Genomic DNA, 15,061 nt, shown 5'->3' with positions numbered 1-15,061 from the left:
TTCGGCGCCGGGAATTATTACAATGCGCCCTTCGCTCATTGGCGAGCGGCACCTCGTGGGCGAGCGCGAGGCGCCCCCTCCCCCTAATTGCTAATCCAGAACGGCGGGGCGTTTCAAGCGATCACCGATTGGGACGGCGCACTGACTGCTACACCGGTCCTAACACCTTCTCCGGATCAGGAAATACCGGCGACCCCGGCGACCACAGTTCCACACTGTCCGCGTGGGCCTCGTAGTAGTCCGCGTCCGTCGTCACCCGCAGCTCGCTCGCCATGCCGGGCGCCAGGTATCCGTATTCGCCCGCTCCCAGCGTGCGGACCTCGACACCGGCGGGCATGACGTTCGAGCGGACGATAACGGCGTCGAGATACGCCAGATCGAGCGCGGGCGCGGGCCGGAGTGGCACGTCGAGCACATCGTCGCCCAACAGGTCGAGATCCAGCCCGGTGGTGTCCGCCGAGAGCGCATCAACGCGCATGGCCACGTCAGACGCCAGTTGCGCCCGCACCGCATCCGTCGCGCGGCCGGCTTGCAGAACTGAAGCGGAAATGCGGCGTGGCAGTTCAGCCAGGATGGGTTGCAGGCGGCCAACCACAGCCTCAAACAGTCCGATGCGTTTGCGCAGCGCCATGTACACGTCGGCTTCGACGGTGTCCTTGTAGTGCAGGTTTACGATCCGCACGACTTCATGCCGCTGTCCAAGTCGATCAATGCGGCCGATGCGTTGTTCAACCCGCATCGGATTCCACGGCATGTCATAGTTTACGAGCGCGCCGCAGAACTGGAAGTTCAGGCCCTCGGCAGCCGCGTCCGTGCATAGCAGTACGTCGGCTTCGCCCGCACGGAAACGGCGCTTCACCTCATCGCGGCTGATCGCTTGCCACGTGCCCCCGGGCACTGGTGTCTCGCCACCCCGCCCTGAGAAACACAGGATGCGCGGGAGCGCGGCCTCAACCCCTTCCGCGTTGCGTTCCTTCGCATCCTCCGACACGAGATAGCTGCGCAGAAAATCCATCGTGTCCGTGAACTGCGTGAACACCATCGCCTGGCCGTATCCGTCGGCGCGCAACTGTGTGAGCGTATCACGGAGTACTCGGGCCTTCGTGTCGGGTGCAAGCGCACGCACCTGCTTCAGCAAACTCTGGATGTCGTCGCTCTCCTCCAGCTTGAGCGCCGCCTGCTCCAACTGCGTCGCCTCATCGGCGTCCATCACGTCGTCGCGACTTTCGTCATCCGACGCATTCTCAGCAGCGGCGAAGTTGGCATTGACGCCCTTACTCGCCAACGGCTCAAGGCGGGCCTCCAACGTCTTGCCGAGCGCGCGAAAGCTCGATGACAGACGACGCCGGTACACCGTCATCACGAATCCGACGGCGTTCTTGGCCGTACCGCCCGCGAGCGCTGCCTGATTGTACGTGGTCGAGATGTAGTCCTCGACGCGTTCGTAGACCGCCCGTTCCGCGGGCGTCAGTTCGATGAACGTGTCGTCGACTTTGCGTGTGGCGATGGGTGTCGTGAGCTTCCCTGCCTTGTGATATCGGCGCAGTAGATCTCGCGTATGGCGCGACATGAGTTTCGAGACCGGCGTCGTTGAGCGCAGCACACGCAGTGCCGCCTGACGATCACCGGTTTCGAGTGAGCGACGCGGGATGTTCGACGCATCGCGCAGCGCACCCAGAATCTTCTTCGACTTGAGCTTGCTCGTGACGCCGAGTCGCTCCATCGTCTCCGTGCCCACTGGCCCCCACTCGGCTTCAGCGTCACGAAACATCGACGCCAGCTCGTCGAGCTCTTCGTGCGATGGTGACGGTTTCCCCAGCAACGCGAAGTAGCGCAGGAACGCGGACTCGTTCCAAGTGGCGGGCAAGCCTAGCAGGTCCAGCAGATCCCACATCTCGACCGGGTGTACCTGCATGGGCGTCGCCGTCATCAGCACGAGCCCCTTCGTACGCGCACGCAAACGCCGCATCAGTCGCAGCAACGCATTCGGTCCTTCCTGCTTCTCCGATCCCGCACCTTTCCGTCGTGCATGGTGCGCCTCGTCCAGCACAATGAGATCCCATGGCTCGGCATCCACGCACAGCTCGTCTTCACGCTCGCGTCGGCGCATAAGATGACTGGATGCGATGACGACGGGCTCCTTGTGCCAGTCTGCCCGACCGACCGCGCGTTCCGTTCGCCCACGCATGCCGGGTGACGGATACCACGTGAGATGGCCATCATCGTAGATCGGCCAGTTCAGATTGAACTTCTCACGCAGCTCAAGCTGCCACTGCTGCATGACGGCAGCCGGTGTCAGGATCAGGATGCGCTTCGCGCGGCCCGCCAGCCACGCCTGCCGAAGCAACATGCCCGCTTGGATAGTCTTGCCGAGCCCTACCTCGTCGGCGATCAGCAGTCGCGGCGATTCTGCGCCGTAAAGCCGCTCAAACGCGCGTACTTGATGTGGCCACGGCTCCACCGCGCACGTGGCTTCGCCTACCTGCTCACCGCCGTTCGGAAGCATGGGAGCGGTCGCGATGTACTCCCACGTTTCGCGCCGCACATCGATATCGGGTACCGGATCCACCACGACCGGCGCTGGTGCAGCCGGCGTCTTGTACGGCTCACGCGTCGTGTCCTTCACCATAAGCCGTGCCGGCAGGTCGTTAGTCGGCATGAAGCGCATCAGATCGGCGCTCACGGCAGACGGCACGTCCAGCACAAGTGCGCGCTTCGCCTGATTCGCCCATAGTGCCGCAAAGCTCGCGGATTCCGCATCCACGTACGCCGCGGTGCCTGACCAGCTCGTGAAGACGTTGAACGATTCCCAGTTCAACTTCCAACCGGCCGCGGTCTCGTTGATCGAGCCGTTGAACGCGAGCCGGTGTCCCGCGTCGTCCTCGATTACGCCGGCCTTCTCATGGAAGATGCCGTCGGAGGCCATCGGTCGACGCTTGTCGTCGCACGGCACGGCCACTTTCACTTCGAGAAATCCGTTGCCGATCATCCACGCGAGCAACTCCAACGCATCGCGCGCCGCGTCATCGGGCGGCTCCAGCGGACGCGCGGCGAGATGGCGATCCACCGCATCGCGCAGCGACTCACCCTTCTCAATCGCTGCGATCTCATCCTCGTGGAGCGTGCAGCCGACCACGAGTCGCATGCGCCCGTTGTTGCGCACGAGCCCTTCCACGCCGCGCATGGCGAGCGCCAGCGCCGACGCCTTGAAGTAGCCCGTGGCACGGTCGTACTGCATCGCACATTCGAGGGCGGGCACGTAGAACGTCTTGACGAAGTCGCCGTCGTCCGGGGTGTACTTGAGGCGCCAGGTACGGTCAGGGAGCTGTGGCATCAGTCAGGTTACTGGTCATTGGGCAAGCAATGAGGCAACCGCGCGTTGCCCCATTCTTGCCTGATTATTGCCGCATCGTTACCTAATTGCGGACGCGGTCACGGTTGGCCCGCCGCCTGCGTCTCGTCTTCCTGCAGACGGCGAGCCCCGCGGGGGGTGAGTGCCCACTTGGCGCCCGCTCCGACCCCAGACAGCGAGGTCAGCCCCTGCTCCCGAAGAGCACCCAACCGGTGCCGGACGGTCCGAGGAGAAGGTTCGGGCTCATTGGCCGGGAAGGCGGCCAAGAGATCCTTGAGTGACACCGGCCGCCCGGCGGCCTCCAGAATGGCCAGAAGCAGCCGCTGAGGAGCTGTCAGGGGCTCGGCACCCCTACGGTCTGCCCCACCACCCAGTGGAGCCTTAGGTACGAACCGCACGACCACATCGCCCCCCTCGACCAGGAAGGCGGGCTCTGGATGTCCTTCTTCCACGCACCGACGCACGATGTCCTCGGTGCCGCGACCCCACTCCTCGATCAACCCGGCGACGTACATGACGCGCGCCAGAATGGCGTTGGGCGGACGGGAGCGATGCCGGCGCTTAAGGTCCGCCGGGGTCCAACCCTCCGGAAGCCGACCGATGTTGGAGACCTCCAGTCGGTCGTCGTACAGCTCCACGGTGACACTCCCACCGCGATGCTCATAGTCGCGATGGCAGACCGCGTTGTTTACGGCTTCGCGCAGCGCATCCAGCGGGAGCTCCCACCGCTCAACGCGCTCTGACTGGCCACCCTCTACGCGCGCGCCGCGCCACAGGTGCTTCCGGAAAAAAGAGTCGGCGGCGCGCACCTGTTGAAAGACATTCGCGTGCAGCGGTGGCTGCTCGTCGGCGATCACGCGTTTGTCGCTGCCGACAAACCGTGCCATGTGCAACTGACACTGCGGGTCGCGTGGCAGCACCTCGCGTGCGAAGAGCGCGACCGCCGCCGAGATGGGCCGGCCATCATCCAGCAAGTGCAGCTTGTCGAGCACATCCTCGACATCATCCACCGCCACTGCTCCCGACAATCGCCCAGACGCGACGCCTTGCTTCGCGACACGGCGAATCTCGTCAGCATCGAGATCCGCGATCCCGTACCCCTCCGCAACTTCCAGCTCCCACCGTTGCGATGGACGCGAGCGGTCGCGCAACAGCTCCAGCATGCGCTCGCGCGGCATGACGCGTGTGGTACTGCTGACGCGCACATACGGTCGGCCGTCGAACAGGTAGGGCGCGTGAGTGGCACCGGATGCCACCGACAACAAGATGACGCGACGACCGGCGCCGGCCGGCACCTCCACTTCGTCGAACCGTTCGAGATGGATGCGCGGCTCGAACGATGCGATCATTTCAGAGATCTCGCGTCGTGTCGCGTCACTCACGTCCTGCCCGCGCACGCGCCCTTCGGGCGAAACGCCGAACAGCACGGTACCGCCGCGCACGCCATTGAGAAACGCAGACAGGGTGGCACCCGCAGCCTTCAACTCGCCGGTGGTGCGCTTGAACTCCAGTGTATCCGATTCACCTCGCGCGACCAGCGACTCGACCTCGGACCATAGCAACGATGCGACAGCGAGCGCCCGCGGAGTCGCGGCACGCGTGACGGTGACCCCCGAGGCCTTGCCGCCGGCGCGGACCATCATGCGCCCGCTGCCTCCACCCACATTTCCAACTGCTTCGGAAAGTCGACCTGCGCCGAGAAGGCCAACCGACGGAGATTCTCCAGCACATCGAAGTCGCTACCACTCGCCCCTAGGTCGCCATCCAGCTCGACCTGGCTGAACGCCTTACCAACGGGAAGGACTTCGAGGACTGCTTCGAGCGTCGCGAAAAACTGCGGGTCGTTCGATACACCCGCGTTCACGAGCAATTCACGTGCGGCATCCAGCGTCCGCGTGCGCGCGAAGTGAGCAGCATGATGCACGGCATCAAGCATGGCGCGCGATCCATCGGCCGGGCCGAGCGCGTGCTTGGCGGCTCGCGTTCCGCTGTCCCAGATGCGAACGTCGCTGCCCTTCTTCTCGGCTACGCGGCCAATGACTTCTAGGTCGAGGTCCACGCCGACGGCGCGCGCGAGGCGCAACGCTTCGTCGTACGGGAACACCGGCGCTCTAAATGCGTCCCATGCAAGCACAAACCACGAGGTTAGCGGATCGAGCTCCACCTTGGTCTTTGCGTGCGTAAGCTGCTCAAGCCGCCAACGCTTGACCTCGCGACGCGCAGCGTTGAGCGCGTCCTCAGGTGACACCGCGTAGGGGTCCCACGTTTCGGCGAACAGCTCCTGCTGCTTCTTGTTGCGAAGCGCGCGAGGCTTCTCGGCAGGAGTTCCGCGACGTAGCGGCCAGTGCTTGCTGAACTCCTCCAGTGCGGGGCCGAACGACGCGAGATACAGATCGACTCCGCCAATCCCTGCTTCTTGGAACTCACCGACGCGCTTGCGAACGGCGCGAGCGACTTGAGGTTCGACATCTTCCCAATACTGAACGGCATCGCTCGTCAATGCGACGGGCCTAGGTCGGCATACGAGAAAGATCGTACTGTTGGCAGCAGATTTATCCTTGATGTGGAGGGAGCCCTCTGCTTCGGTGTTAATCGGCCAGCTCGCGGTGATTGTGAATCCCGCCTCCATCAGACCCGTGGTGAGGGCGTCCCATGCGCCTGTCGCTTTATGGGTAAACATGAGAGTCATAACACCGTTAGCTCTAAGGACTCGTCTGCACTCCGCAAAAATGGCGGCCATACGCTCTTGGTAGTCGCGTGCGGCACGCCCCCTCGCGCCCTCCTCCAGTCGAAATTTGGCTGCGTTCGCGACTGCCTCGTTCTCTTTATCAGTGAGGGTACGTGTGAACAGTTCAGGGAACACAGGACCTGCGGTGCGCTTGAGCCACACGTAGAAGAAGTCAGACAGCTCAGCGTACATCACATTGTCGTAGTACGGAGGATCCATTACGACCGCGTCTACGCTCGCGTCGGAGATCTGAGTGAGCGAATCGGCTGAGCGACAACTCACAGACACAGTACTAGGTATGAACGACGCACCTGCGAAGAGACTCGCACCAACATCCTGCTTACGCGCGAGCCTCACGTCGATGTCCGGACGCGTGAGGTCGACGAGCTCCTCGATGCACTTTGCCGTTTGGTCAATGGCCCAGTCGTAACCCAATCCTTCAACGAGGGGCGCCATCTCACTGTAGGACCAGCGATGCGCAAAATTGTGACTGTCAAATGTGTTCACAACGACTTCACGCTGAACGTGCCAGCGTGTCATCCTCGAGTTGTAGTCGCGGAGCTTGTCGAGTGAGAGTGCCAAGTATCCAAACGCGGCGCGGCCTACGTCTGTAAGGCGAGCCGTCTGTTCGGCTTCGAGTAGCAGCTCACGGTAGACCTCGACGGCAGTCACGTGACCTATAAGCTGCCGCGGCGAAAACATGTCTCGCCATAAGCGCATGCCGTACATTCGATGGCCTCGATCATAGTTCGAGACATCCGAGAACTGTTCGCTAGGGACAAGGTCCCTCGCCTCCCACTCAGGCAGCTTGTCTGCGAGCCACGACCTCAGGAGAAGTGCGTTGTCGTCAGGCTCACGCGGCGCGCGGTACGCGCGAACCCACTTCTCATTTTTTGTCTTGGTAGCTATGCGGTGCTTGTAAACGACCGCATAAAGTTGATCGCCCATGCCGCCAGCTTGCGCTTGCCTCTTTACCTCGTCACCGTCAACGACGCGAGCGCAGTCAGCAAACGGACAGGTCGCATCACCGTCCGATACTGTCCCGGGCGACTGCTCCTGCAAGCTGTGCACAATCTCGAAGTCGCACCGGCGCTCATGCCTCCCGTCTGCGTCCTGGCCACGGGGTCTGAGTCGTATACCAGTGCCGCTCGGCGCCAAGCGCCAATTTGGAGATAACGGTATCAGTCCATCGCAGTAAGGACAGACAATAGTGCGCGCCCAGAGGTATCCATCCGGGCGACCATCGGCAGTTGCCTCTGTCGGATAGGCCCACGCGATTCGAGCGCGCATGCGTTCGACTAAGGTTCTGCCGAGCTTCAAGAACTCTGAGCGCACAGCGAGACCAAACTTTGCCGGCCACTCGACGGTCGCGCGTTCTATCAATGCCGCGACTGGATTTAGGTCGTTGGAAAGTGCGGCGATCCCGAGTCTCATAGTCTCGAATGGGATACTTCCGCCGCCGGCAGTTGGATCAAGTACACGTGGATTGTCCACGCCGGACCGGGCGGCCTCAGATGTGATCCAAGCTCGATCCTCTAAAGTCGGCGAGTAGGAGAACGCGCGAGAGTAACCGTAAGCGTTGGCTCCGAGGCGTTCCCCTGCGCGGTCCGCTACCGCGATGCGCTTCTTGGCGGCGATGGGATCACCGTGGATTCCGAGCACGTGCAAGAACCGGTTTCGGTCAGCATCGAAGGGAAGGAGCGACGCAAGAACTGCTGCGCGCGATGCGACGAGCGGTCGGCGTGCCCACCAGACGTGCAAATAGTAGGTCGGTGGGAGCGCTGTCATAGATCTCCGTTCGCGAACGCTCTCTTCCCCGATTTCAGCAATCGGCAGCCAACGCTCGATCAATCTCGGGCCCGTCATCGTCCGCCCGCCGCAGGCCGTGAGGGATCGGTCAGTAGCAAGCGCAGCGCGCCCAACACCCGCCGCGGATTCTTGCGATGCATCGCCATCCCCAACCAGTAAGCCGCCTCTTCCTGACCCATCGCCTCGATACCGTCCGCGACGAGGAGCATGTTCGCTCTGCTGCGCATCGGCGCTAGCGTGCGAAACAGGAGTCCAAGCGTCAGCGCCATGTGCTCATCAATGGGATGCGCGCGTGGCGCACCCAGCTTGAGCTCTGCCTCACGTCGCCCAATCAACTTCACGCCGGCTTGGCTCAGTCGGCGAATCACTCGGTGCTCCACCAACTCCAGGGTACGGCCGCGAAGCCCGGCGACCCGCACGGGCGCCTTGAGTTGAGGCGTCGCAGATGCCAGCACCTGCCATACCTCCAGCTCATCATCACCCGCGCCCCAACTGCGCGCGCGAAGCTCGTACTGCGGTGCGGAGGAAGCGGAAGTCTCGATGGGCATGATGCGGAGGGCAGTATTTCGTCCGATGCGGCTCACGATGAGGCTCCGGAGTCAGACGCTTGCGCGCTAGCCGTCACGTAAGCCGAGCCGGCCGCGTAGCGCGTTAGTCGTTCAGTCAGCTTCTCGGGGGCGTCGCCCGTGAGTGGCAACCCCGTATCGAATCGCAACTCGAAGTTCGCCTGCACGTTCTTCTCGCGAGCGGCGCGCAACTGCGGCTCCAGGAAATCTTTCAGGACCGACGCGTCGGTCGCGGGACCGGTGAACTCCAAATTGAGTGTGCCTCCGTCCACGGTCTCGTACCCTCCTTCGAAATGCACCTGCTTCTGCGCGCCAGTGACCGTGCCGATCACTCCAAGCAGCCGGAAGGCATCGCCAGCATCGAACATTCTTATATCGATCTTAGCCAAACTCATCACCTTTCTAGCGCGCGCCTTCTCAAAAAGCTGCGCGAGCGCCTCCTTCAGCACGCCCTCAGCGGAGAGCTCGCTCACCACCGGCTTCGGTTGTACGACCGGGGGAACAACGGGCGGCGTCACCGCTGGCGGATCGCCCGGTGTCGGCGGTACCACCGCAGGGGTGGGTACCAGAGGGCGTGGCCAAATCGCGCGCTCTGTGGCGAACGCCATCGTGAACACGGTCGACTGCTCGTCCACCTTGATCGTCGCCTGCGGATCGCCGGGGCCGTAGAGCAAGTCGCCGTTGCGGTAGACGTACTCGCCGGCTTCGATCCCTTTTCGGATGCCGCGCAAAAAGACATCGTCGCCGACCAGCATCGGCAACGCGGGATCGCGACGGAATTCCTCACGTAGGGTCCGCGTGGTGATTTCGCCCCGTCTGAGCGGCGTTCGGTCACGGATGTATGCGGGCGAATCCGGCTCGTCTTCCGACGTGCGCAGCTTCTTGAGATCGCGCAGCACGCGGACCACCTGATTCTGACCCGCGCCAGGGTTCGCGCCAGTGGCCGGTACGTCGATGGCCGTATGACCCAGATCCACGTCGTCGGTCATGCGTTCAGCGCGTGTCGGGAAGAACACGTGTCGATAGCACTGCTGAATCGCCACCGCAACGTCGGTCTCCGAACGCGACTCCAACTCCCTCACCTTGTTTTGCTGATGCTCGGCCAGTTCGGCGAGTCGCTCGGGCTTCTTCATTTCGCGCAACGCCAAGCGGCGCGCCATCTTCTGGCGCACCTCTTCCTTGCGTCCCTCGTCGGCAACCAGGAACACGAGGTGATTGCGGTTGCCGCGCGGGGCTGATTCGTCCTGACCCTTGTGCTTGAACATGCGCTCAACGAGGTGCGGCACCTTCTCCACGACGCCGCCCACACTCACCGCGTCGTAGCCGAGTAGCACGAGCAACGGGCGACCGTCACCGACTTCGTCGGGTACCTCGTAGGCGCCGCCCGGAAACGGGACCAAGCTGAGCGTGGCCGAGCCACCGCCGGTGAAAATCTGACGGATGCGATCACGGAGTTCGGCGCGTACGTCACCTGGCTCGATCTGCGCTTCCTGTCGGCGAATGATCTGCGTGAGATTCGCTTCGGCGAGGAACCGCATCGGCGCGCCCGGCCGGTCGTCAAGGAACGCCGACTCCGCGACGAAGCGCTTGCGTGCGTCATCGACGAAGCTGACATCAATGAGCGGCCCGACCATCGAGAAGCGCAGATGCTCGGGCGTGATGCCGCGCAGACGGTCGTGAAACGCGAGGGTGTGCACGAAGATCGTGCGCGCAACGTACGACGTGTACGGCGGCAGTCCCTTATAGTGCTCCGCATCGACTTCTTGTGCGACCGCCGAATCGCCCGCCTTGCCTGCGATGTCGCGCTTGAGCGCGGGCTCGTAGTTGCCCTGCTGCAAGCGCGTAACGACTTCTTGTCGTAGTCGCTCGTCGGAAAGATCCATGTGATGTAGGTGGATCGCGTTCGCGTCGGTGGGACGTTGCTCCCACATGCAGGCCACCGTTCGCGCGAGCAGTCGCAGCATACCGCGCACGCGTTGGAAGTTCGCGAAGGTCGCGGTCTTTTCGGTCAGCGTGGTGAGCACTTCCGGATGAAGCGGATACGCCGCGAGAAACGCGTCGGCCGTTTCGGGGCGAGTAGCGGCGGGAATAAGTGCGCTCTCGTGCTGCTTCCAGATCGCGCGATACGCATCGACGACCTGTTTGGCCTTCTCTTCGTCCACGCGCTTGAACAATCGACGGCGCAACACAGGAGCCGTCTCGTCGTCTTCGGTGGGGTTGAGCAGTGTCGCCTTGCGCGCGCTGACGCTTTCCAGCTCTTCGATGAGCGTTTGCAGCTTCTGGTTTTCCTCCTTATACGCATCGAGCGCGCGGCCGTCCTTGCCAACGGCCAGCGTGTAGACCAAGGCGGCCTTTGTGCTCGACTCGACGGCCTTGAAGAGGCCCGTAAGAAACGCGGCAAGCTGTCCAGCGGTGTTCGCGAGATGGGGCGCCAGCATAACCTTGCGCAGGTAGATCGCCAGCTCGTCGAGGAGGATCAGCGTGGGCTGATCGCCGAACAGCTCGCGGATCGTGTCAGCGCCTGGCGCGACCCGTCCATCGTCGCTCGCTCGCACGCGCTCGTACCCGGCCGCGCCGGCCAGGGCGTACGCAATCTCGCCCCATGGGGTAAAGGCCCGGATTCCATCTCCCATGTCCCGACCGTTGAGCGGGTCGGCGTTCTCGCCGTCGAAGGCGGCCACGCGGACCGCTGTCGTGGGCAGCAGACCCGGCTCGATGAACTCGGCCACGTTCGACACCCCCTCCATGCCCCGGGCCGCGTGCACCAGGGCGATCAGGCCGTGCGTCTTACCACCGCCAAACTGGGTATCGAGGCGGAAGATGGCCGCTGCTTCGCCGCCGGTGCCGCTCAGGCGCCGACAGACGTTCGCCAGGAGGTTCTGGAGACCACGGGTGGGGTAGGTGGTCTCGTAGAACCGCTCGGGGGTGCGGTACTCGTCCGGAGCCGTGCCGCGGATGACTTGGGCGAGGTCCGCTGCGAAGTCGCTCTCGGCGATGGAGCCCTTGAGGACGTCGTCCCGCGGGGTGCAGGCGGTGAAGACTGTAGGAAGCGTCATTTTTTATGGCGGCGACGGGGTAAGACCGGGCCGGAGGGGTGGGCGGATTGAGTGAGTTTGGACGACTGGGGTAGAGTGCGCCCGGGATGGCCGACATGAAAGGGGCAATGCCCGATTTATTCTACGGAATTTGGTGGAGGGGTCTGACAGTCCGTACCATCCCCGCTGGATCGCCGACTCATGGTCATGAGCGCATCAAATCCCTCATCCGCCGTATCGCGCCTGAACCGCCCTGGCTCCGGGGGGATGAGGTAACGGAGGGTCTCGGTTGCGGACCAACGGTGTAATGCGCCCGCTCCGAAGACGGCGTAGCTTCCGACACATCGCCACTTTGAGCGTGACGCTTCCAACCCTGCTCGTCATTGACTGCAACGCGTGCCTTTGCCCAGCCGAGGCGAACCGAAACGTATGGTCGAATACCGAAACAGAGCTTGTCGCGATCAGCTTCCGGCATGTCGCTGGTGCCGTCGTTGACGTCCTTCACGCGCCTCACCTCACACCGGTTAACGTCGGCGGCTGCGCCGGGGGCGGACCGTGCCTGACATATCTCAGCACGCTTGGCACAAAGCATCCCTGCTTGGGCCGTCGCCGCGTATCTCGACGAAACGGTGCTTAGGCTGTAGCCGTCAACGAAAAAGCTGCCCGAGTGGACCGACTGATCGTGTGGCCCTCAAGCAGTCTTGCAGCTCGCAATCAATCATCCGATGAGCGTTAGGCGCGGGAATCTTCAGCCAGCGCACCGCGGATACAGGTATCAGGATATCGCGACGGCGTACGTCCTGGCGTGCTGTATTGTCGAGCGCTACGACGAAGTAGTCGTTGATCGCAAGATCGTGGAGGACGACCGAATCGACGATCTGGAAGTGCGCGCAGCGGGGCGTCGGGTGAGGCGCCAGTTCAAGTCGAGCGAGGACTCGGCCCGTCCGATCTCTGAAAGTGATTTCGTCGCAACCCGTTCGAGCCTCCGAATTGACCGGCTGGTCCTCACGCACGTCAGAGCGAATCCGAATCCGGCAGACGAGTATCGACTTTGCGCTACGTGGGCTGCTCCGTTGCCGGGAGACGACTTATGCGATCTGTTGGAGCAGATAGCGGCTCCGCCGACCTTTGCGACGTGGCCTGCGCAGTTCTTTCGGCTGCGCGCCGACACGATCTGGCCAAATGACTCTGATCCAATCTGGTCGCCCCTTTGGGGGTTCACCCAAGCAAGCGCTGAGTTCGGACGCGCCGAGTTCGTGGAGTTTTGCGAAACGTTCGTGATCGAGCTTGGCCTGCCCGTGTCATCATCGGTATTGACTGAACCAGGTCCACTCGAACGCTTCCTGATCGACGAACTCGCTGAGCGCGTGGGCATCGGACGCTATCCGAACCACGGTAGAGTCCCCGCGGATGTTGCGGCGGTCGCGATCTCGCTCGCGAATTTGGCACGAACACAAGAGCTGTCATTCACGCCGCCGGAGATTGAGCGTGATCTTGATATCCGCGTTGACTTTGGTCGAGTTGCGCAAGCTTTCCCGGTCGACACTGCGCTATTCCACGACCGCCCGGCGTTCCGGCAGACGCTTCTAGAGTCGGCGCTGGTGGGCACGCACCAACTCATCGTGGCACCTCCCGGCTCCGGGAAGTCATGGGAGCTGACGAAGCTCGCCGACGAGCTTCGCGATAGAGGCGCAATTGTCGCGCGGCATTACTGCTACATGGAGCCGGGGGATGAACTCGTTGAACGTCGCGTCACGACGGACGTCTTCTTCGGCAATCTCCTTGGGGAACTCTGCGACTCCGAGCATGCACTTCGCGGCGCCGGCGGCGCACGATACGCAGCGGGGATTGCCGAGTTCGAGGCAGCTCTCGCGAAAGCGGTGGCGATGGGTCGGCCCGTTGTTGTGATCGTGGATGGGATTGACCACATCGCGCGCGTCCGTAGCGCCTCTCCGTCGCTGGCTCACGACGATACCGATATCGTAGAACGCCTCGCCACGGTCGACATACCTCAGGGTGTTGCACTCGTTATCGGTTCGCAGCCCGGCCAACACCTCGACCCACTGATCGAGAGGTGGCAAGCGGGAATCTTCAACCGGGAAATACCGCCATGGACTGAACTCGACATCACAGAGCTCGCGGATCTCCACGGCGTTGGAGCAGCACTCTCAGCCGTCGGCATAACTGATGAAGGCGAGATCGAGCGTGTTAGGACGCTTCTCGCGCAGCGTACGGAGGGCAACCCACTCTACGCTCGATATCTTGCGCGCGGTCTCGTCGCCGGACTCTTGGATGGAACTGTCACCTCTTCTATCGACTGGCTTACTGAAGCGCCTTCAATCGCCGGTGACGTAGCCAACTACTACGAGCATCTCTACCGTAGAGCCAGCGCCCAAGCCCAAGCAATCGCTGACTTGCTTGGGACTATCGATTTTTCCGTCTCTGGGTTCGAGCTAAGGGAGATGCTCGGCGGTTTTCTAGGTGAGTGGGTGCCGGGTGCGCTGTTGCAGCTGGCTCCTGTGCTGACGGCATCCACCGGACAAGGTGGTGTTCGCATCTTTCATGAGAGCTTTCGACGTTTCATGACTGCCAACCTCGTGACGCAGGGCCGAACCCCCGCGAACGTGCTGGAGCCGGCAATCGAATGGCTTATGCGGCGCGGCTTTCTACAGGATGCGAAGGCCTATCGCTTCTTGCTACCAGCGCTCAGACGAGCGAACCGCGGCGGCGAGGCTCTCACATACGTCGGCGCGACGTTCGTGTCCGACAGCGTTGCGCAGGCACACTCGCGTGATGCGGTACAGCGCAACATCGCTCTCGCATCGGATATCGCTGCAAGTGCGGCTGACTGGCCCGCTCTCGTCCGTTGCATTGAGCTTCACCGAGCGGCGGATATGTGCTTCGACGACTCCCAGAATGACCGACGAGACTTCTGGGCTTCATATGTTGCGCTGGCTGGTCCGACGGCGATGGCGGAACGACTTCTCTTTGAAGGACGTCCAACGCTTCCGATCCCAGAGGGCCTCTATGCGTGCTCGCTCGTGGACGATGCCGGCGGTACCGCTCCTTGGAGCGAATATCTCGAACTGTACTCGCACCAGCCACGGGATGCGTCCGCAGATGACTCATCTGATAGCGCCGGTCACCTCACTGTTGGCGAGCAAGAGGCTCTGACCGTTGTGCATGGGCGCCTTCGACTTGGGCAACGTTCCCGAGTCATCCGAAGCGTTGTGCGTTACCTTCGTGAGCGCGGCGACGATTTTGGACCTCTGATAATTCGACACCTTGGCGCGCGTCTCGCGCGAATGGGTGATGCGGAGCTCCTTTCACGCCTCGCCACAAGAGCAGAGTCGCCATCACCACGCGGCACTAAAGTGCGGCCGCGGGCTGCCGCAGTTCTCCGACTAGGAATCGCCGACGAGCATACGCGCTGAACCGCCCCGGGTTTGGCGGAGGCTCCCAGCTTTGAGAGATTGGGAGCATGACGAAAGACAAAGGGGTCCGGGGGCGCGGCAGCAAGCCGTTCTCGCCGGAGGTCCGCGAGCGGGCCGTCCGGCTGGTGCAGGAGCAG

At 62.8% G+C, this 15,061-nt stretch carries 6 protein-coding genes and 1 pseudogene; 1 reads left to right on the top strand and 6 read right to left on the bottom strand.

Annotation, left to right across the window (positions count from 1 at the left end; genetic code table 11):
* Positions 1–148: 148 nt before the first annotated feature.
* From O9271_RS18210 to O9271_RS18190, 6 genes and pseudogenes are all read right to left on the bottom strand, one after another.
* On the bottom strand, positions 149–3,184 hold the full coding sequence (locus O9271_RS18210; RefSeq protein WP_298272933.1) for a helicase-related protein: 3,036 nt from the start codon (positions 3,182–3,184) through the stop codon (positions 149–151).
* A gap of 248 nt (positions 3,185–3,432) precedes the next feature.
* Positions 3,433–4,995, bottom strand: coding sequence for an ATP-binding protein (locus O9271_RS18205; RefSeq protein WP_298272931.1), 1,563 nt, complete (start codon positions 4,993–4,995; stop codon positions 3,433–3,435).
* Positions 4,992–6,752, bottom strand: a complete 1,761-nt coding sequence (locus O9271_RS18200; protein ID WP_298272929.1) for a hypothetical protein — start codon at positions 6,750–6,752, stop codon at positions 4,992–4,994. The genes O9271_RS18205 and O9271_RS18200 overlap by 4 nt, the downstream gene beginning before the upstream one ends.
* Before the next feature lie 1,032 nt (positions 6,753–7,784).
* Positions 7,785–7,946 (bottom strand): annotated as a pseudogene (locus O9271_RS18505) (DUF1156 domain-containing protein); the annotation flags it as partial.
* A complete protein-coding gene (locus tag O9271_RS18195; RefSeq protein ID WP_298272926.1) occupies positions 7,943–8,473 on the bottom strand; it encodes a hypothetical protein in 531 nt (176 codons plus the stop codon). The gene O9271_RS18195 and the pseudogene O9271_RS18505, both read right to left, overlap by 4 nt.
* Positions 8,470–11,511, bottom strand: coding sequence for a DUF499 domain-containing protein (locus O9271_RS18190; RefSeq protein ID WP_298272923.1), 3,042 nt, complete (start codon positions 11,509–11,511; stop codon positions 8,470–8,472). Before O9271_RS18190 ends, O9271_RS18195 begins: the two co-directional genes overlap by 4 nt.
* A 680-nt stretch (positions 11,512–12,191) precedes the next feature.
* Between O9271_RS18190 and O9271_RS18185 the strand changes: the two genes are divergently transcribed.
* Positions 12,192–14,924 (top strand): hypothetical protein, encoded by a 2,733-nt coding sequence (locus O9271_RS18185; RefSeq protein WP_298272921.1) that lies wholly within the window; start codon positions 12,192–12,194, stop codon positions 14,922–14,924.
* The last annotated feature ends 137 nt before the right edge of the window (positions 14,925–15,061 follow it).

Origin of the sequence: Gemmatimonas sp., from assembly GCF_027531815.1 — a bacterium.
GTDB lineage: Bacteria > Gemmatimonadota > Gemmatimonadetes > Gemmatimonadales > Gemmatimonadaceae > Gemmatimonas.
This window is presented reverse-complemented; position numbering and strand designations above follow the sequence as displayed.